The organism is Actinoplanes sandaracinus (assembly GCF_030009775.1).
Classification (GTDB): domain Bacteria; phylum Actinomycetota; class Actinomycetes; order Mycobacteriales; family Micromonosporaceae; genus Actinoplanes; species Actinoplanes sandaracinus.
The window spans coordinates 102,689-121,342 of sequence record NZ_JASCTH010000005.1; the positions used below are offsets into that span (position 1 = coordinate 102,689).

Sequence of the window (18,654 nt, forward strand, 5' to 3'; positions counted from 1 at the left end):
CCAGCTGGCCCTGCTGCTGGCTCCCTATGTGCTGGGCCTGGTCGTGCTGGTGCTGGCGCCGTTCGCGGTGACGCTCGCGCTGGCCTTCACCGAGTACGACCTGATCCGGCCCCCGGTGTGGACCGGAACGGACAATCTCACCGCGCTGGCGGACGATCCGGTCTTCCGGACCGCGCTGGTCAACTCCCTGCTGTTCGGCGCCGTGGCGGTGCCGCTGCGGATGCTGGTCGCGCTCGGGCTGGCGTTGCTGCTGCACCGCCGGACCGCCGCCGCCGGCACCGCCCGGACCGCCGCGGTGCTGCCCACGGCGGTGCCGGAGATCGCCTACGGCCTGCTCTGGCTCTGGCTCCTCAACCCGCTGTACGGCCCGATCAGTCAGATCCTGCGTGTCGGCGGGGAGAACGGGCTGACCGCGTTCGGGCGCACCCCGCCGCAGTGGCTCACCGACCCGGTCGACGCACGGGCCGCGATCATCCTGATGAGCCTGTTCACGGTCGGCGAGACGTTCGTGATCCTGCTCGCCGCCCGCCGGGCGCTGCCGGCCGACGTGTACGAGCTCGCGGCCCTGGAGGACGCCACCGCCTGGGACGTGCTGCGCCGGATCACGTTGCCGCTGATCGCCCCGGTGCTGGGGCTGCTCCTGATCCGTGACGCCATCCAGAGTCTGCAGTTCTCGTTCGTGCCGGCCCTGATCGTCACCGACGGCGGCCCGCCACCGTACGCGACCACCTACGTCCCGCTGTTCGCCTACCGCAACGCGTTCGAATATCTGCGGTACGGCTACGCCGCCGCCGCGACGCTGCTCATGCTGCTGCTGACCGTCGCCGCCGTGGCGCTGCAATGGCGGTTGCTGCGCCGATACGGCCGTTTTCACCTCCGGTGAGACACCGGAGCCGCGCGGCCGTCCCTCTCGTCCAAATCGGTATGGATACGGTGACCGTCATGCGACGCCTGACGATTCTGCTGCTCGCCGGCGGCTCCCTGGCTCCGCTGACCGCCTGCGGATCGGACCCGCCGCCCGGTTCGGCGAGCCCCGCGCCGAGCCCGCCGGCGACCGCACCCGGCGCCGGCGGAACGCCGCCCGCTCCGGTGTCGCCCGCCGGCGGAACGCCGCCCGCTCCGGTGTCGCCCGCCGGCGGGACGCCGCCCGCTCCGGTGTCGCCGGGCAGCCCCGCGCCCACCACGACGACACCGCCGCCCGCGTCGCCGCGCGGCGAGTCGACGGTCCCGGTGCCGCCGCCCGGCCCCGGTGAGCTGCCGGGCGGGCTGCCGCACGGGGACCGGACGCTGTCCGGCGTGGTCGCCCGGTCCGGCGACTGCACGATGCTGCGCGTCGGCGACCGGCTGTGGGGCCTGGCCGGGACCCCGGCGGAGACGCTGACGGCCGGGGACCGGGTCACCGTCACCGGTCAGATCACCACGACCGGCGCCGACTGCGCCGGCTCGGACGTGGTGCGCACCATCGTCGTGCGCCGGGTGACGCCGGGCGGCTAAAGCCGGGCGACGGTGAAGTCCTTGAACTCGGCCTCCGCTCTGCGGGCCGAGGAGCTCATCTCGACGGCTATGCCGACCGTTCCGCTCTCCAGCGGTGATGTGGTGTCGGTGACGTCCAGCGCCTGCCGGCCGTCGATCCGCAGCACCAACCTGGTCGCGTGGCCGTCGCCCACGGTGGCGCAGTCGGCCTCCAGGCGCACACCGGCCAGCAGGTCCACCCCGGGCAGCGTGTCCACCGCGAGTTCCGGAAACCGGGGGATCCCGCCGGTCATCTTCACGATGTGAACGTGACTGTTCGACACGAGGAAGTAGTAGGCGTCCAGGTCGCCGGCCACCCGGCAGGCCAGGCCGAACCAGGCCTCGTCGTCGGAGACGGACCACCGGGCCCACGCTGAGATCCGGATGCTCGACGGCGCGGTGGGGTACACGACGGCCGCCGCCTGCGGGCTGCCGCCCCAGATCGATCCGGGTTCGCGGCTCTGGAAGCGGTACGCGCCGGGCACGTGGTAGCCGCCGTATCGGCCGGTGCCGCCGTTGTCGGACCAGCCACCCTCCGTCGTCGTGAAGTCGTCGTGGAACAGCACCGGGCCCGCCGGGGGCGACGGCGAGGCCACCGGTGCGGACGACGGGCCCGGCTGCCGCCAGTCGTGCGACAACGCGGGAATGCCGACCGCGATCAGTCCGGCGGCGAGGCCCGCGACGGCCCACCACCATCGCGCGCGGCGGGCGCGAGGAACGGGCGCCGGCGCGATGGCGGCGAGCGGACCGGCCGGGCGCCGGGCGATGTGCAGACTGCCCTGCATGTCGAAGGTCCACTTGCACGGCGTCTGGTGGGGAGTGATCTCCCGTACGCCGGTGTAGACGTAGTCGTAGATCTCGTCGAGCGTCACGAAGCCGTCGCCGTCGCGGTCGGCGGCCCCGGTCTCCAGCCCCTGCACCAGCACGCCGGTGAAGACGCTCGGCCCTGTCCTCTCGCCGTTCCCGGTCAGTCGACTTCCCTCGAACGCGTACTCCATGGCGCTCGACGACGTGATCACCGCACGGCCGCAGCCGCCCAGTTGCCGGTCGATGCCGAGGTCCGAGGCCGCGCCGCGCGGCGTGAGGCCGCGCGCGAAAGCGCCGGCGTAGCAGCAGTCGAGCATCAGCACGATCCGGCGCGACCGGCTGCGGGTCATCTGCTGGTCGACGAACGACGCGGACACGCTCGTGGCGGCCAGGCGGTGCACCTTCGTGTTCGCGGCGGCCAGGTGCAGCGTGCCGTCCTCGTCCTTGAGCCCGTGCCCGGAGAAGTAGACCAACAGCAGGTCGTCGCGGTCACGATCGGCGAAGAAGTCCTCCAGCGCCTCGCTGACCACGTGCGCCGGCTCGTTGCGCAACTGCCGGACGTGGAAGCCACCGACACTCTGATCGCCCAGCACGCGGGCCAGCGCGTCCGCGTCGTGGCCGGGCGCCCGAAGCCGGCTCAGGCCGGGATCGGCGTAGTCGTGGACGGCGACGACCAGCGCTTCGCGGCGGCCACTCACTCGCCGGCCTCGTGGCGGCGCAGCCAGGCATCGATGACCTGCTGCTGCTGGGCCGAGGTCACCCCGGCGAGATCAAGGACGTCACCGTCGATCTCGACGCGGAGGGTACGGCCGCGCCGCGCGCCCCAGGCCCGGACCGCCTCCACCACAGCCGCCAGCACGCCGGGATCCGTCAGGGCCACCGACAGCGCGGCGATCAGGCCGTCCACGGCTTTGCTGCCGGCCGGCGCCGGGGTCCCCGGCACCGTCCGCGCGTCGACGACGCCGGCGTGGCCGAGCAACTCCCGGCGTAACCGGATGAGCGCGTCCTCGATCTCAGCCGCGTCGAGATCCGCATCGACGACCGACAGCAACATCGCAGCCCTCATTCCCTCTGTGACAACGACGACCAGACTAAACCGACACATTGCGTATATCGGATATTCAGGCTCGCTCCGTCGCCGCCGTGGCCGCCTGCCCCGGCCGATCAGTGAGGCCGCGCCCGGGGCGGGCTCCGGTCGGGATTCGTGGGCGCGGGTCAGCCGGGTGAGCGGATCGCCTCGGTGGTCAGACCGCGTGGGCGTGCGGCAGCAGCACCCGCCGGGCGATCAGATCCGCGGCGGGCATCGGTCGGGCGAAGTGGTAACCCTGTGCGCGGTCGCAGCCGAGAGTGTGCAGCAGCGTGGCGTGGAACGGCGTCTCGACGCCTTCCGCGACCGTGGTCAGGCCCAGGCTGCGCGCCATGTCGACGACCGTGCGGACCAGGGCGACCTGCCGGTGGTCGTCCTCGTCGGCGGGCATCAGCGACTTGTCGATCTTCAGCGTGTCGATGGGCAGGTCGCGCAGGTACGCCAGCGAGGAATAGCCGGTGCCGAAGTCGTCGACCGCGATCCGGATGCCGTCGGCGCGTAACGCTTCGAGATGGTCGAGGGCCTGCGCGCTGCGGGTGCCGGCGCTCACCAGGATGCCTTCGGTGATCTCCAGCGTCAGCGCGGTGGCGGGCAGACCGCTGTCGAGGAGGCTGCGCCGTACCTTCGCGGTGAAGTCGTCGTCGGTGAGCTGACGCGGGGACACGTTGACGGTGAGTGTGACACCGTGCTCCCGATGCCAGGTCGCGGCTTCGGCGCAGGCGCGACGCAGGACCCACTCGCCGAGAGCGACGATGAGGCCGCTCTCCTCGGCGGCCGGGATGAACCGGTCCGGGCCGATCGGCGGCCGGCCGGGTGGCAGCCAGCGCACCAGCGCCTCGACAGCCACCGTCTGTGACGTGCCGAGGTCGACGATCGGCTGGTAGTAGACGGCGAACTCGTCGGCGCCGAGCGCGAGCCGCAGCCGCGCCACGGTCTCGATGCGTTCGGTCTGCCGGTCGCGCAGGGTGTGGTCGTACCACACCACGCGGTCCTTGCCGGCCGCCTTGGCGGCGTTCAGGGCCATGTCGGCGTCGCCGAGCAGATGCGCCCTCTCCGTCATGTCGTCGGCCGCCCGCACACCGGCGCTCGCGGTGACGTGCAGCGTGTACCCGCACATCTCGACCGGCGACCGCAGCGTCTCGAGCACGGCGTCGGCACGGGTGGCCACGACGTCCCGATCGGTTCCCGGGACGAGGACGGCGAACTCGTCACCACCGGTGCGCGCCAGCAGGTCGCCGGGCCCCAGAACGCCACGGAGCCGCGCGGCGATCATGACGAGCAGTTCGTCGCCGGCGCGGTGACCGAGCCGGTCGTTGACGTCCTGGAAGCCGTCGAGGTCGAGCACCACCAGGCCGTGCGGCTCCCCCGCGGCGATGCGGTCCTCCAGCAGCCGCCGGTTCGGCAGGCCGGTCAGGACGTCGTGCTCGGCGAGGTGCCGCAGCGACTCCTGCAGCGCGGCCTGCTCGTCCAGCGCGACGGCCAGCGACATCGCGTGCCGCTGGAGCTGTCGCTGGCCGTTGGTCATGCGAACCACCAGGAGCAGGGAGATCAGCACGGTGGCCGACAGCGGCACGATGAAGTCGTAGAGGTCCAAATCGCCCCGGTGCGCGTCCTGCATCAGCGAGTATCCGGTCGCGGCCGGGCCGACCAGGACCAGCGCGCCGTGCAGCATCGCGGTGCGCCAGCCGCCGCCGACCGGGTCGGGCAGGGCCGGGTGGGCCGCCGTGGCGGGGTGCAGCGCGGCGACGCCGGGCAGCGCGAACGCGGCCAGCCACGCCGCGACGCTCCAGCCGGGCCCGGACCACGGGCCGCCGGTGGCGACCGACAGGAAATACGGTACGTCGGCGGCGGTCAGCAGCACGGCCATGGCCAGCAGGATGGCGTGGGTGTGCCGGAGCCGCCGCTGCACGACCAGCAGCCGTACCGCCATGGCCACCAGCAGCAGGTCGAGGATCGGGTAGGCGATCGCCCCGCTGTACGGCGGCGACGGATCGGCGTCGAGGATGTACGGGTCGTACAGCCCGACCCAGGCGAGCGTCGCGCCGGTGCACGTCACGATCCCGGCCTCGGCCGTGCCCGCCCATCGGGAACTTCCGGCCGGGCGTTCGGGCAGCAGGGCCAGACCGGCGGCCAGCAGCGGGTACATGACGAAATAGAGCACGTCGACGGCGGAGAGACTCGGGGCGGCGGTCAGGCTGACATGGACGGCCCACACCGTGTTCGCCGCCGCGCCGCAGACCATGGCGATCGCCAGCAGCAGCCAGGCGACCGGGCGTGCCGGCCGGTGCAACCGCACTCCGGCCGCGACGCAGGCGGCCGAGCCGAGACCGATCAGGGCGTACGCGCACTGCTGTCCGGCCGGACCGAGGTGCGGCGCCACGAGCGCGACCGATGCCGCCACGGCCAGCCAGCCGTAACAGGCGTACGCCCGCGGCCGCACCGGCTCAGGCGACCGCACGGCGCATCCCGCCGAGGCCGGCGGCCTCATCGGCCGGGAACGCCGCCCCGGGGACCCTGCACACCTCAGACTCATCGGCGCGGACCCGGCCATCTTGAGCAAGATCATGGTGGTACGGGGAGGGCGAGCACGATCAGGTGGTGCGAGTGTCCAGGACGCCGGTCATCCTCGGCGCCCGGCAGTGGTCCGCCCGCCGCCGCTGCGCCTCTCGTGAGGCCACGCCGGTTCGCGATTCACCGGCCGTCACTGTCGGTGACCGGCGAGGCGTCTCCGGCGTGGGGGCCGTTCGCCGGGCGCCCGGGGGTGGCCGCCTCGCCGACACACACGCTGACCGAGGCGGTGACGCCGCCGTCGGGGCGGCGGGTCAGCATGAGCGCCCCGGTCAGTCGATGCGCCAGCCACAGCCCCCGACCGCCGGGCTGGTCGGTCTGTGACAGTCGGATCGGCAGTTCAGGGGCCTTCCGGCCGTGATCGATGATCTCGCAGACGAGGACGTCGGCGAGCAGCCGCAGCCGCAGCCGGCCGGCGCCGCCGCCGTGCTTCACCGCGTTGGTCACCAGTTCGTGCGCCGCCAGAACGAAATCCTCGCCGACCGTGCCGGACAACCCCGCGGCCGCCGCCGCGGCACTCAGCCGGTGCCGTAGCGCGGTCACCGTCGTGTCGGTGAACGGCTCGTCCAGCAACGGATCCGGTGCCGGCGCCGAAACCGGCGGCACGGACCCGTCCGTGTCACCCGCGCCGGTCGAACCGCCACCCGTCATCCCGCGAACGGTACGCGCTCGCGTGCGGCGGCGTCCGCGGCGGTCCGATGCCCCGGCCCGGCCGACGCCACGGCGCGAGCCCGGTGGCGTCCGCGGCGGTCCGATGCCCCGGCCCGGCCGACGTCACGGCGCGGGCCCGGCATCGTCGCCGGGCCCGCCGTGTGGGGTGGTCAGTCCTCGCTGGGGTTGAGGACGACCTGCGCGGATCCGGTCTGGCCGTCGGCGTCGGTGTACTCGGCCACGAAGACCGCCGCCAGGTTCTCCGCCCCGGCGTGCCCGGGGTCGATGAACGTGGTGATCGAGCCGGTGCAGCCGGACGTCGTCGACAGGGGGTGCCCGTGCTGGTCGTGGCCGAGGATGTAGGAGACCTCGACCGACGCGCAGTTGACCGGCTGGTCGTCGACCACGTTGACCTGGAAGGTCACCGTGTCGCCGAACTCGAACGGCTGGCCGGCGGTGGGCGTCACGAACGACACCGTGGGCGCCACCGGGCCGACGTGCAGCAGGAACTCCGCGGAGGCGGACCGCCCGGTGGAGTCGGTGACCTTCAGGGTGGCCCGGTAGTCACCGTTCTGATGGTAGGTGTATGCCGGGTTCGGGTGCCGCGAGTCGACGTCGCCGTCGGCGTCGAAGTCCCACGCGTACCGCAGCGCGTCGCCGTCCGGATCGACGGTGCCGGCGCTGGAGAAGTTGACCGTGAACGGCGCCGAGCCGACCGTCGGCTCCGCGTTGATCTTCACGATCGGTGTCTTGTTCGCCGGCGCGTAGTCGACGCGGGCGAGTTGCGCCTCCGGGTTCTCGGCGAAGTAGCCGTCGCCATACTCCAGCACGTAGAGCGCGCCGTCCGGGCCGAACTCGATGTCCATCGGGTTGTCGAAGATGATCGACGGCAGCACCGATTCGATCGCCGTGACCTGGTCCTGGTCGTCCAGGGTGAACGCCTTGACGTAGTCGCGGGTCCATTCGTAGAACAGCGGCTTGCCGTCGAAGTGCGCCGGCCATCTGGTCGGCGACTTGCTGCGCCGGTCGTACTGGTAAGCCGGCCCGGCCATCGGGCCGATGCCGCCGGTGCCGAGTTGCGGGAACTGCGTGCTCGCCCCGTACGTGTAGACGACCTCCGCCTTCTCGACGCTCGGCAGATTACGCAGGCCGGTGTTGTTCGGCGATTCGTTGACCGGCTGGGCGCAGTTGAATGGCGCCCGTGACACGCCGGTCGCGAAGTCGTAGTCGACGTAGGGCATGTCGGGCGCCACGCAGTACGGCCATCCGTAGTTGGCCGGCTTGTCGATGGCCATCCAGCGGCCGTGGCCGGCGGGTCCGCGCTGCGGGTTCGGCTGCTGGGCGTCGGGCGAGTAGTCGGCCATGTAGACGACCCCGGTCCGCTCGTCGACGTCGAACCGGAACGGGTTGCGCAGGCCCATCGCGTAGATCTCCGGGCGGGTCTTCGGGGTGCCCTTCTTGAACAGGTTGCCGCGCGGGACGGTGTAGGAGCCGTTCGGCTTCACCGTGATCCGCAGCAACTTGCCGCGCAGGTCGTTGGTGTTGGCGGAGCTGCGCTGGGCGTCGAACGCCGGGTTGCGGTCCGGGCGCTCGTCGATCGGCGTGTACCCGCTGGAGGCGAACGGGTTGGTGTCGTCACCGGTGGAGAGGTACAGGTTGCCCTTCCCGTCGAAGTCGATCTTGCCGCCGACGTGGCAGCAGACGCCGCGATCGACCGGGACCTGAAGGATCTTCTGCTCACTGCCCAGGTCCAGGGTGTTGCCGCGCAGCTTGAACCGGGACAGTTGCAGGTGTCCCTTGAACGGCGCGAAATCGGCCGCCGTCCCGGTCTCGGGGGCGTTGCCCTCGTTCACGGTGGGCGTGGCCGGGTCGTCGACCGGCGTGTTCAGCACCGGCGAGTAGTAGACGTAGACCCAGTGGTTGCGCTCGAAGTCCGGGTCGATCGCGATGCCCTGCACGCCTTCCTCGTCGTGCAGGTACACCGGGATGGTGGCGGCCAGGACGTTGCGGCCGGTGCGGGGCTCGTGGATGCGCACCTGCCCTTTGCGGGCGGTGTGCAGCACGCGCTTGTCGGGCAGCACGGCCAGGGCCATCGGTTCGCCCGGGTAGTCGTTGAGGGTCACCTTCTGGAAGTCGGCGTCGGGCGGCGGGGCGGCCGCCCGGGCGGGGCTCCCGAGACCGGTGACCATGGTGGTGGCGAGGAGGGCCGCGGCGGCGGCGGTGAGGAGCCGTCGCATGTCAGTACCTCAGTCCGATGAGGTACTGGTACCCCACGCGGGCGGTTTCCAGGGCCTGCGCCGGTGTGCGCGGCGGGCTGCCCGCGTCGTCGCGCTCCACGATGTACTCCACCAGACCGGCGTCACGGGCCCGGCGGAAGACCCGCTCGAAGTCGATCAGGCCGGCGCCCGGGTCGGCGAAGCCGCTGTTGACGTCCATGTCCTTGACGTGCACCTGCTTGATCCGCCGGCGGTTCCGTTCGATCAGGTCCACCGGGTCCGCGGCGCCGCGCCAGGCCCAGTACAGGTCGACCTCGAGGTGGACCAGGCGGGGGTCGGTCTCGTCGGTGAGGATGTCGAAGCCGGTGCGCTCGCCGCCGTCCTGGCGCAGGAACTCGTTCTGGTGGTTGTGGTAACCGAAGCTCAGTCCGGCCCGGCGGGCGAGTTCGCCGGCCTTGTTGAGGTCCGCGGCGAAGGCCCGGTAGACCGCGCCGTCGCGGACCGGCCCGTTCGGTCCGGCGCCGAAGTACGGGTGGACGATGTACTTGTTGCCGATGACGGCGGCGTCGTCCAGCGCCCGCTTCCAGGTTTCGGCGTTCCACGGCTGCGGGATGCCGGCATGACCGGAGGTGGCCCGCAGGCCGGCGTTGTCGAGGGCGGCCCGGAACTGGGCGGCGGTGCGGCCGACGAAGCCGGCGTGCTCGACCCGGGTGTAACCGATCTCGGCGAGTTCGGTGAGACTGCCCTCGAGGTCGATGGCGAGCTGGTTGCGCAGTGTGTAGAGCTGCACGCTGATCTGGTCGCGGGGAACGCGGTGCGGGGAGGATCCGCCGGCCGCGGCGGGCGAGCTCAGCGTGGTGGAGGCCCCGACGGCTGCGGCGCCTGCGGCTGCGGCGCCGAGCAGGTTGCGGCGGCTCAGGGCGGTCGGACGGGATGGTGACTCGTGCATGCGGTGGTGCCTCCGGTTTCGCCAAGTGAACACGGATGGGCATGCGGGCAGGTCAGACTTCGCGCCCGCAGCCGGCAACTTTCGTGCAGAGCGACTTTCCGTACCGGACGTTACCGCGTATTCACTGTCGTCACTAGATGAACATCTTCCCGAAACCTCGGAACTTTCGTACGATGCGAACAAAGCGATGCCAGGTGGCCACCCCTTCGAAACCGCTTCAGGCGGCGGCCCGTCCGGCGCCGGCCGCGCCCCAGACGGCGAGCTCGCCGCGGGCCAGACAGACGATCAGGAAGCCGTCCGGGCCGGCGACCGCCCAGGACTCGAAATCGGCGTCGACACCGACACACAGCTCCGATCCGCCGGCGAAGGTAATCTCCAGCTCGCCGTTGTCGCGCGTATGCGCCGCCTGGACGACGTCGCCGAGCAGCACCGCCAGAACGTCCGACGGGCTCTCGCCGGGCTCGACGACCACGTGGCCGTGCGGCCCGTTCAGGTGGGCGGCCGATTCGAGCACCACCCGGTGGCCTCCGGTGAAGCCCATGACGATGGCGTGACCCAACCGCAGGTAATCAAGCTTCTGTCCGACCAGAACGTCGATCAGACGCACCCGCCGCGAGCGTCCGCCGGCGACCATGCCTGCCACTATGAGTACCACCGATCGGCTTGTAGGGCTGCTGACGGCAGGACCGTAGCCCGGGCTTTCATAAGAGAGCCTTAAAGCCGCAACACGAGTTGGCGGTCACACTCCGTCCGCTGTGGGCGCCGTCGCATCGGCCGAACGGCAGACCCCCCTCACTCAAGATCAGACCGGCGGTGGAAGCCCTCGCCCCGTCACTGATGGAAACCTGCATCGGTGCCGTCGTGATCAGGGAGGCACCCGACCCGCAAAGGAGCGTCCCCGTGACGCACGCCATGTCCCTCGTTCTCCGGGCCGATCCCGGCCCGGCGATGCTCTCGGCGGCGCCGATCCCGGCCGCCGGCGGGATGTCCGCAGGGGAGATTCTCGTCGTCCTGGCGGCGATCGCGGTGGTCCTCGCCAGGTGGCTCCCGCCCGCCGCCCGCCGCTGGACCGCCATCGGTTCGATGATCGCCCTGGTCGCGGGCGCCGCGTCGACAGCGGCCGGAATGCGCTGGCAACTGCTGCTCGTGCTCGCCGGCGGCCTGCTCGCCGCCGCTGGGATCGGCGCCGGACGGCTGATGCGACGGCGCAGTGGCCGTGCCGACCGGCGGGCCCGCTGGTGGGTGGCCCTGCCGGGCTCGCTGGCCTGTCTCGGGCTCATCACCGGCGGCGCGGTCGCGGCGGTGGCGCTGCCCGTGCCGGCGTTCCCCCAGCCGTCCGGGCCGTTCGCGGTAGGCACCACGGTGACGCAATGGACCGATCCGGACCGCGAGGAGACGGCGACGGCGGAGGCCGACGGCGGGCGTACGGTGGTCGTCCAGTTCTGGTACCCGGCGCTGCCGGGCAGCCCTGACGCGCCGCGGGCACAGTACCTCGGCCGGACCCGGGAGGAGGCGGACACCGTCGCCGCCGCGGCCGCCGGCTACCTGGGGATTCCCGGCCTCGTGCTGGACGGGCCGACGCGCGCCCGTACTCACGCGGTGCACGACGCGGCGCCGGCGGCCGGCCGCTTCCCGGTCGTGCTGTTCTCCCCCGGGCTCGGTGGCGTGCGCACGCAGAACACCGCGTGGGCGGAGGAACTGGCGAGCCGCGGCTACCTCGTCGCGGGCGTCGACCACCCGTACGACTCGGCCGCGGTGATGCTCGCCGACGGCCGCACCCTCCGGACCCGGATCGCCGCCGGCGGCGACCGGGCCGAGGACGCCAGGCGAAGACTCGGCTGGACGACGGTGCGGGCATCGGACCTCAGCTTCGTGCTCACCCAGCTCGGCCGCCTCGACCGGGGCGAGATCCCCGGCCCGTTCACCGGGCGGCTCGACACCGGGCGGGTCGCGGCGACCGGCCACTCCCTCGGCGGGGCCGCCGCCATGTGGGCCGCTCACCGAGACCCCCGGTTCACCGCCGTCATCAATCTGGACGGCGGCCCCGAACCGGCCCAGGGTCCGCTGCGCCAGCCCGTCCTCGCCGTCACCCACGAAGCCGTGGACCAGGCCGATGCCGACTACATCGCCGCGCTGTCGAAGGTTCTGGACGAGGGCGCCGCGACCGGCTACCGGCTCACCGTGCCGGGCAGCGCACACCTCACGTTCACCGACGGTCCGCTGTACCTGCCACCGGTTCCCGCCCTGACGGGGTCGCTCGGCCGGACCGAGGCGGTACGCATGACCACCGACACCTGCGCCGCGTTCCTCGACGCCACCCTGCGCGGCCAGCCCGTCGATCTCCCGGGGACGCTCTCCCGGCACGGTGACCTGCGGGTGCATCCGCCCACCAGCCGTCCTTGAACCGGGGCCGGTGGCGGAGCCCGCGCACCGTCGGCCGGCGCTGTGCGAAAAGCGCCGGCCGAGGTGACGACGGCCCGGGGGCCGGACCCGCCGGTTACGGCTCGGCGGACGAGAAGGCCGCGTCGAAGGCCGCCGCCGGCGCGTCGAACGCCAGCCGCCGCACGAACCGCAGCGCCTCGGGCGCGCCGACGAGCCGGTCCATGCCGGCGTCCTCCCACTCGATGGAGAGGGGCCCGTCGTAGCCGATCGCGTTGAGCGCCCGGAAACAGTCCTCCCAGGGGACGTCGCCGTGACCGGTCGAGACGAAGTCCCAGCCGCGGCGCAGGTCGGCCCACGGCAGGTGGGAACTGAGGCGGCCGCGCCGGCCGTCGCCGGTGCGCACCTTCGCGTCCTTGCAGTCGACGTGATAGATCCGGTCGGCGAAGTCGAGGATGAAGTTGACCGGGTCGAGGTCCTGCCAGACGAAGTGCGACGGGTCCCAGTTCAGGCCGAACTCGGGCCGGTTGCCGATCGCCTCCAGGGTCCGTTTCGTGGTCCAGTAGTCGTAGGCGATCTCGCTGGGGTGCACCTCGTGCGCGAACCGGACGCCCACCTCGGCGAAGACGTCGAGGATCGGGTTCCACCGGTCGGCGAAGTCGGCGTAGCCACGGTCGATCATCGCCGGGGGCACCGGCGGGAACATGGCCAGTGTGTGCCAGATCGACGACCCGGTGAAGCCGACGACGGTCCGCACGCCCAGCTTGGCGGCCGCACGGGCGGTGTCCTTCATCTCCTCGGCGGCACGCCGACGGACGCCCTCGGGCTCGCCGTCTCCCCAGATCCGCGCCGGCAGGATGTCCTGATGACGCTCGTCGATGGGATGATCGCAGACGGCCTGCCCGACCAGGTGGTTCGAGATGGCGAACACCTGCAGGTTGTGTTTTGCCAGTTGCTCGCGTTTGCGGTCGACGTAACCGTCGTCGGCGAGGGCCTTGTCGACCTCGAAGTGGTCGCCCCAGCAGGCGATCTCCAGGCCGTCGTAACCCCACTCCGAGGCCAGCCGGCACACCTCGTCGAACGGCAGGTCGGCCCATTGGCCGGTGAAGAGGGTGATCGGTCGCGACATGTTCTCACTTCCTCGCGGGTGTCCCGGGAAACGGTGTGCGGGATTCCGGTGCCGATGATCGGCGGGGCGGCGCGAGGGACCGCCCGGGCACGACGACACGGTGGCGGGGATGGCGGCGAGGTCGTGCCGGGTGGGTTTGCGCCTCCCACCCGGACGCCGGTCCGCGTCCGCGTTCGTCACGGACCACTCTAGGCAAAGTCCCGTGCCGGCGGAAGGCAGGCCGCGGCACGGGACTCACGATTTCGTCAGGCGCGGTTCCACTGCTGGTTGGCCGCGCCGAGGCAGTCCCAGATGTGGATCTGCCGGCCGTTGTCGGGCTTGGCCTCGGAGACGTCCAGGCACCGGTTCGACTGCGGGTTCCGCACGGTCCTGTCGCTCCGCACGCCCCAGTTCTGCGCCGCGCTGCCGTTGCAGGTCCACAACTGCACCTTGGTCCCGTTGGCGGTGCCACCACCGGCCACGTCGAGGCACTTGTTCGACGCCGGGTTGCGCCACACCTGCCCGCTGACCGCCCAGACCTGCGCGGCCGACCCGTTGCACGTCCACAACTGAATCCTCGTGCCGTCGGCGGAACCTCCACCGGCGACGTCCAGGCACTTGCCGGCCAGGCCCACCACCGGGCCCGGGCCGCCGCCACCGCCCGAGGCGGTGAGGGTGAAGTCGTCGACGTCGAAGAGCCCGGTGCCGGTGCCGGTGAAGGTGAGGTAGAGGTTGTGGGCGCCGGACGGCACGTGGGACAGGGCGGTGGTGACGTCGGCGTAGGTGCTCCAGCCGCCGGTGTTGGGCACCGCCAGCGAGCCGAGCAGAGGGCCCGCCGGCGAGCCGGTCCGCACACCGATGGCGCCGCCGGCCCCGCCGGAGACGACCCGGGCCCTGACGGAGGTGACCCCGGTGAGGTCGACACCGTTGTAGGCCGCCCAGTCGCCCGGGTCGACGTAACCGAGGGTCTGGCCGTTGTTGGCACCGGCCTTGGTGAACGCCTGGACGCCGTGGGCGGAGCTGAACGACTCGGCCTGGACGGTCCGGGTCGGGCCGCCTCCGCCGAGTTCCTTGATCCGGATGTTGCGGAAGGACACGTCGTCACCGTCGCCGTGGTTCTGCAGGCCGATGTGGCCGTCCAGGTTGCGGGCCGGATCGGTGTTGGTGAAGTCGTTGATCTTCACGCCGTTGAGGAGCACCTGCAGCCGCTGGCCCTCGACGAGCAGCTCGTAGGTGTTCCACTCCCCCGGCGGGTTCAGCGCCGCGTCGCGAGCGGCGGCGTTCGCGCCCTGGAAGCTGTAGACGGCACCGGTGGTGCGGTCGGCGGCGTCGGTGGCGTCGATCTGGATCTCGTAGCCGTTGTTCACCGCCGACCAGGGGTCGCTCGACGGCGGGAAGCCGATGAACACCCCGGAGTTGTCGTCGCCGGCCATCCGCCAGTCCAGTTTGAGGGAGTAGTCGGTGTACGCCTTCGGTGAGTACCAGAGCATGCCGAGCCCGCCGACCGAGGTGAGGGTGGCGTCGCTGTTGGTGAAGCTGCCCGGCCCCGCCTGGGACCAGCCGGAGGTCGAGCCGTTGTACAGCGTGGTGTAGCCGGTCTCCGGCCGGCAGTCGGCCTTGGCACGCCCGGCCGCGTACCGGATCCCGCCGAGCAGATGGCGCCGGAACGCGGTGTCGGCGTACGACTCGTTGGTGTGCCCGCCGCCGGTGTAGAAGGACCGGCCGGAGTCGAGCGTCTTGCACCAAGCGTGCGGGTGGTCGGCGCCCATGGCGCCGCCCGAGTAGGACCCCTCGTCGAGGGTCGCGAGCACGTGGGCGGTGCTGCGGGCGTTGGTGCGGTAGTCGTACCACTCGTCGGTGCGGGTCCAGGTCTGCGGCAGGTGGGCGGTGGCGGCGTGCGCCCGGTCCTCGACCTTGACGGTCGCCTGCTGGATGGCCGGGTGGGAGGCGAACCAGGCTCCGACGAGCTGGCCGTAGAACGGCCAGTCGTATTCGGTGTCGGCGGCCGCGTGGACGCCGGCGTAGCCGCCTCCGGCCCGGATGTACGACTCGAAGGCGGTCTGCTGGGCGCCGTTGAGGACGTCACCGGTGGTGTTGAGGAACACCACCGCCTCGTACTGGGCGAGGTTGGCGGTGGTGAAGGCGGCGGCGTCCTCGGTGGCGGTGACGGTGAAGTCGCCGGCCGCCGCCAGGTCCTTGATCGTCTGGATGCCGGTGCCGATGGAGTCGTGGCGGAAGCCGGCTGTCTTGGAGAAGACCAGGACGTCGTAGGCGGCGTCGGCGGCGGTGGCGGAGGTGGCCGGTACGGTGCACGCCAGGGTGGTCAGCACGGCGGTGGCCGCGCCGAGGAGGGTACGGATTCGTCTGCGCACGGGGATTCCCCTCAACGGGATCAGGGCAGGTTCCACTGCTGGTTGGTGGCGGCGAGGCAGTCCCAGATGTGGATCTGCCGGCCGTTGTCGGGCTTGGCCTCGGAGACGTCCAGGCACCGGTTGGACTGCGGGTTGCGCACTGTCTTGTCGCTCTGGGCGACCCAGTTCTGCGCCGCGCTGCCGTTGCAGGTCCACAACTGGACCAGGGTGCCGTTGGCGGTCGCGCCGCCGGCCACGTCCAGGCACTTGCCGGACGACGGGTTGCGCCACACCTGCCCGCTGACCGACCAGTTCTGCGCGCCGGTGCCGTTGCAGGTGTAGAGCTGGATCTTCGTCCCGTCGGCGGCGCCTCCACCGGAGACGTCCAGGCATTTGCCCGCCAGGCCCACCACCGGGCCCGCCCCGGCCGAGGTGGTGAAGGTGAACGCGTCGACGTCGAACAGCGCTCCGGCGCCGCCGGCGAAGGTCAGGTAGAGGGTGGTGGCGCCGGGCGGCGGGCCGGTGATCGCGCCGGTGACCGTGGTGAAGGTGTCCCAGCCGCCGGTCACCGGCACCGTGGCCGAGCCGAGCACCGTGCCGGTGGCCGAGCCGGCGCGGATCTGCAGCGTGCCGCCCGCCCCGGCGGAGGAGACCCGTGCGGTGAACGACGTCGCGTTGTTCAGCCGGTAGGTGTCGAAGGAGATCCAGTCGCCGTTGCCGATGTCGCCGACGGTCCGGCCGCCCTCGGCCGTGGTCTTGGTGAAGACGGTGACCCCGGAGGCGTTCCTGTAGTGCTCGGCCTGACGGTGCCGGGGCCGCAGGATGTGCTGGGTGTGGGTGGTCAGGCCACCCGCGTCGGTGTACTCGGCGTCGAACACCGCGAAGATGTTCGCCGCCGCGTCGTGCTCGCCGTCGATCGGGATGGTGAGCGAGCCGGAGCAGCCGGTGGCCGAGGTGATCTGGTGACCGTGCTGGTCGTGTCCAAGCACGTAGGTCATCTTGACCCTGGAACAGTCGATCGACGGCTCCTCCGGGTCGGTGACGGTCACCCGGTAGGGCACGGTGTCGCCGAAGGAGAAGAGCTGTCCGTCGCCGGGCATCGAGATGCCGACCGCCGGCGCCGTGTTGCCGACACCGATCTGGACGTCGTCGGTGCCGGTCGCACCCTGCGGGTCGGTGACGGTGAGCGTGACGTCGTACGTACCGTTGCCGGTGAAGGTCTTGGTGGGGTTGGCGGCGGTGGAGGTGGTGCCGTCACCGAAGTTCCAGGCGTAGGTCAGCGCGCCGCCCTCGGGGTCACTGGAGCCGGCGGACGAGAACCCGACCGTCAGCGGCGCCTGTCCGGAGATTCGGTTGGCCGTGGCGTTCGCCGTCGGGCTCCGGTTGCCTCCGCCGACGTGGTCGTACCGGTACAACGCCGAGTTCTCGTCGCCGTTGAAGTAGCCGGTGCCGTAGTCGAGCACGTAGAGGGAGCCGTCCGGCCCGAACGCCATGTCCATGACCTGCTTGCCGTTCCAGTCGAAGGTGGCGATCTCGCCGACCGCGCCGTCGCCGCCGACGTGGATCGGCTTGACCCATCCACGGCCGAGCTCACCGGCGAAGAAGTGGCCCTCGAACGACTGCGGGAACTTGGTGGCAGACGGCGACGCGGCGTTGTAGCGGTAGACCGGGCCGGCCATCGGCGACTCGGAGCCGCCGCCGAACTCCGGCGGGCTGCCGGTGTCACCGGCGTAGCGGATCCAGGCGGCCGAGGCCCGCGGAAGCCTGCTCTGGCCGGTGTTGCGGAACGAGTTGTTGACCGGCCCGCCCGCGCAGTCGTGCTTGGCTCCGGCCGTGCCGGTGGCGAAGTTCCATTCCGCGTACGTCTCGGTCGCGGTGTTGGCGCCGGTGCAGTAGGGCCAGCCGTAGTTGCCCGGTCCGGTCACCCGGTTGAACTCGACCTGGCCGCTGGGGCCACGGGCGGAGGTGGACCCGGCGTCGGGCCCGTAGTCGCCGACGTAGACCACACCGGTGGCCTTGTCCACGCTCATCCGGAACGGGTTGCGGAACCCCATGGCGTAGATCTCGGGCCTAGTGCTCGCGGTGCCCGGAGCGAACATGTTCCCGGCCGGGATCGTGTACGAGCCGTTCGCGGCGACCTTGATGCGCAGTATCTTGCCCCGCAGGTCGTTGGTGTTGGCGGCGGTGCGCTGCGCGTCGAAGGCCGGGTTGCGGTCGGCGCGTTCGTCGAGCGGCGCGTAGCCGTCGGACTGGAACGGGTTGCTGTCGTCGCCGGTGGAGAGGTAGAGGTTGCCGGCGGCGTCGAAGTCGATGTCGCCGCCGACGTGGCAGCAGATGCCGCGGTCGGCGGGGACGTCGAGGACCTTCGTCTCGGCGGAGAGCTTCCAGTCGCTGGTGAGCGTGAACCGGGAGAGCCGGTTGACGCCCTGCCAGGCGGACCAGTCGCTGCCGGTGCTGGGCGCGTCGCCGGCCGGGGTGCTCAACGGCGGCGCGTAGTACAGGTAGATGTGCCGGTTGGCGGTGAAGTTCGGGTCGACGCCGACGCCCTGCAGCCCTTCCTCGTCGTGGGAGTAGACGGCCACGGCGCCGACGACGGCGGTGTTGCCGCCGCTGTCCGTCCGGCGCAGGGTGCCGTTGCGTGCCGTGTGCAGCACGGAGCGATCCGGCAGGACGGCCAGCGTCATCGGCTCGCCGACCTCGGGCTCGCCCTTGGCGAGGGTGACCTGCTGGAAGTCGGCCGCGTGGACCGGATGAGCGCGCGCCGCCGCGGGGAGGCCCACGACGGCCGACGCGGCCAGCAGCAGGGAGGCGGCGACTGCCCGCCACCGGAACGACGATGGGGATGGCATAGGGATACGACCTCTTCCTGACTGGGACAGATCCAGGCAGGGCGCGCGCCGTCGCGCCGGATGCTCTGGCGAGTTGCCGACACCGCCCATGGGGAACCGCGCCGCCAGTTCACCTCGACGCAACATTCCGGTGTTGTGCCGGAAACAGTAAGGACTTCAAACAGAAGTGTCCATACT

General features: G+C 71.7%; 13 protein-coding genes. 3 read left to right on the forward strand and 10 right to left on the reverse strand.

The features are described 5' to 3' along the window. Window positions 1-13 precede the first annotated feature (13 nt). Window positions 14-883, forward strand: coding sequence for a carbohydrate ABC transporter permease (locus tag QLQ12_RS09210; RefSeq protein WP_282758949.1), 870 nt, complete (start codon window positions 14-16; stop codon window positions 881-883). Window positions 884-942: 59 nt separating this feature from the next. Continuing rightward, the gene (locus QLQ12_RS09215) at window positions 943-1,494 is read left to right on the forward strand and encodes a hypothetical protein (RefSeq protein WP_282758627.1); all 552 of its coding nucleotides are present in this window, start codon (window positions 943-945) and stop codon (window positions 1,492-1,494) included. Here QLQ12_RS09215 and QLQ12_RS09220 read toward each other — a convergent pair. The 7 genes from QLQ12_RS09220 to QLQ12_RS09250 all read right to left on the reverse strand — a co-directional run bounded on the left by QLQ12_RS09220 (window position 1,491) and on the right by QLQ12_RS09250 (window position 10,397). Further along, entirely contained in the window at window positions 1,491-3,017 is a 1,527-nt protein-coding gene (locus QLQ12_RS09220; RefSeq protein ID WP_282758629.1) for a caspase family protein, read from the reverse strand. The genes QLQ12_RS09215 and QLQ12_RS09220 overlap by 4 nt on opposite strands. Continuing rightward, window positions 3,014-3,373: an effector-associated constant component EACC1 gene (locus tag QLQ12_RS09225; protein WP_282758630.1), complete on the reverse strand. Its 360-nt coding sequence runs from the start codon at window positions 3,371-3,373 to the stop codon at window positions 3,014-3,016. The genes QLQ12_RS09220 and QLQ12_RS09225 overlap by 4 nt, the downstream gene beginning before the upstream one ends. A gap of 190 nt (window positions 3,374-3,563) precedes the next feature. Then, a complete protein-coding gene (locus tag QLQ12_RS09230; RefSeq protein ID WP_282758631.1) occupies window positions 3,564-5,864 on the reverse strand; it encodes a putative bifunctional diguanylate cyclase/phosphodiesterase in 2,301 nt (766 codons plus the stop codon). Between the two features lie 233 nt (window positions 5,865-6,097). Beyond that, a complete protein-coding gene (locus QLQ12_RS09235; protein WP_282758633.1) occupies window positions 6,098-6,625 on the reverse strand; it encodes an ATP-binding protein in 528 nt (175 codons plus the stop codon). A 170-nt stretch (window positions 6,626-6,795) separates the two neighbouring features. Next, the gene (locus tag QLQ12_RS09240; RefSeq protein ID WP_282758634.1) at window positions 6,796-8,862 is read right to left on the reverse strand and encodes a PQQ-dependent sugar dehydrogenase; all 2,067 of its coding nucleotides are present in this window, start codon (window positions 8,860-8,862) and stop codon (window positions 6,796-6,798) included. A 1-nt stretch (window position 8,863) separates the two neighbouring features. Beyond that, window positions 8,864-9,790 (reverse strand): sugar phosphate isomerase/epimerase family protein, encoded by a 927-nt coding sequence (locus tag QLQ12_RS09245; protein WP_282758635.1) that lies wholly within the window; start codon window positions 9,788-9,790, stop codon window positions 8,864-8,866. A 217-nt stretch (window positions 9,791-10,007) separates the two neighbouring features. Continuing rightward, window positions 10,008-10,397 carry a DUF6188 family protein gene (locus QLQ12_RS09250; RefSeq protein WP_282758636.1) on the reverse strand — a complete coding sequence of 130 codons (390 nt, stop codon included), beginning with the start codon at window positions 10,395-10,397 and terminating at the stop codon, window positions 10,008-10,010. Window positions 10,398-10,690: 293 nt separating this feature from the next. Here QLQ12_RS09250 and QLQ12_RS09255 point away from each other — a divergent pair, with 293 nt between their 5' ends. Next, entirely contained in the window at window positions 10,691-12,193 is a 1,503-nt protein-coding gene (locus tag QLQ12_RS09255; protein WP_282758638.1) for an alpha/beta hydrolase family protein, read from the forward strand. A 94-nt stretch (window positions 12,194-12,287) separates the two neighbouring features. Here QLQ12_RS09255 and QLQ12_RS09260 read toward each other — a convergent pair whose 3' ends face one another. The 3 genes from QLQ12_RS09260 to QLQ12_RS09270 all read right to left on the reverse strand — a co-directional run bounded on the left by QLQ12_RS09260 (window position 12,288) and on the right by QLQ12_RS09270 (window position 18,477). After that, window positions 12,288-13,298, reverse strand: coding sequence for a sugar phosphate isomerase/epimerase family protein (locus QLQ12_RS09260; protein ID WP_282758639.1), 1,011 nt, complete (start codon window positions 13,296-13,298; stop codon window positions 12,288-12,290). A 245-nt stretch (window positions 13,299-13,543) separates the two neighbouring features. Continuing rightward, window positions 13,544-15,649: a ThuA domain-containing protein gene (locus tag QLQ12_RS09265; RefSeq protein WP_282758641.1), complete on the reverse strand. Its 2,106-nt coding sequence runs from the start codon at window positions 15,647-15,649 to the stop codon at window positions 13,544-13,546. Window positions 15,650-15,669: 20 nt separating this feature from the next. After that, window positions 15,670-18,477 (reverse strand): PQQ-dependent sugar dehydrogenase, encoded by a 2,808-nt coding sequence (locus QLQ12_RS09270; protein WP_282758642.1) that lies wholly within the window; start codon window positions 18,475-18,477, stop codon window positions 15,670-15,672. Window positions 18,478-18,654 lie beyond the last annotated feature (177 nt).

Coding starts and splice junctions, on each gene's coding strand:
- QLQ12_RS09215 (WP_282758627.1), top strand. CDS start 943: ATGCGACGCCTGACGATTCTGCTGCTCGCCGGCGGCTCCCTGGCTCCG.
- QLQ12_RS09225 (WP_282758630.1), bottom strand. CDS start 3,373: ATGTTGCTGTCGGTCGTCGATGCGGATCTCGACGCGGCTGAGATCGAG.
- QLQ12_RS09235 (WP_282758633.1), bottom strand. CDS start 6,625: ATGACGGGTGGCGGTTCGACCGGCGCGGGTGACACGGACGGGTCCGTG.
- QLQ12_RS09240 (WP_282758634.1), bottom strand. CDS start 8,862: ATGCGACGGCTCCTCACCGCCGCCGCCGCGGCCCTCCTCGCCACCACC.
- QLQ12_RS09245 (WP_282758635.1), bottom strand. CDS start 9,790: ATGCACGAGTCACCATCCCGTCCGACCGCCCTGAGCCGCCGCAACCTG.
- QLQ12_RS09260 (WP_282758639.1), bottom strand. CDS start 13,298: ATGTCGCGACCGATCACCCTCTTCACCGGCCAATGGGCCGACCTGCCG.
- QLQ12_RS09270 (WP_282758642.1), bottom strand. CDS start 18,477: ATGCCATCCCCATCGTCGTTCCGGTGGCGGGCAGTCGCCGCCTCCCTG.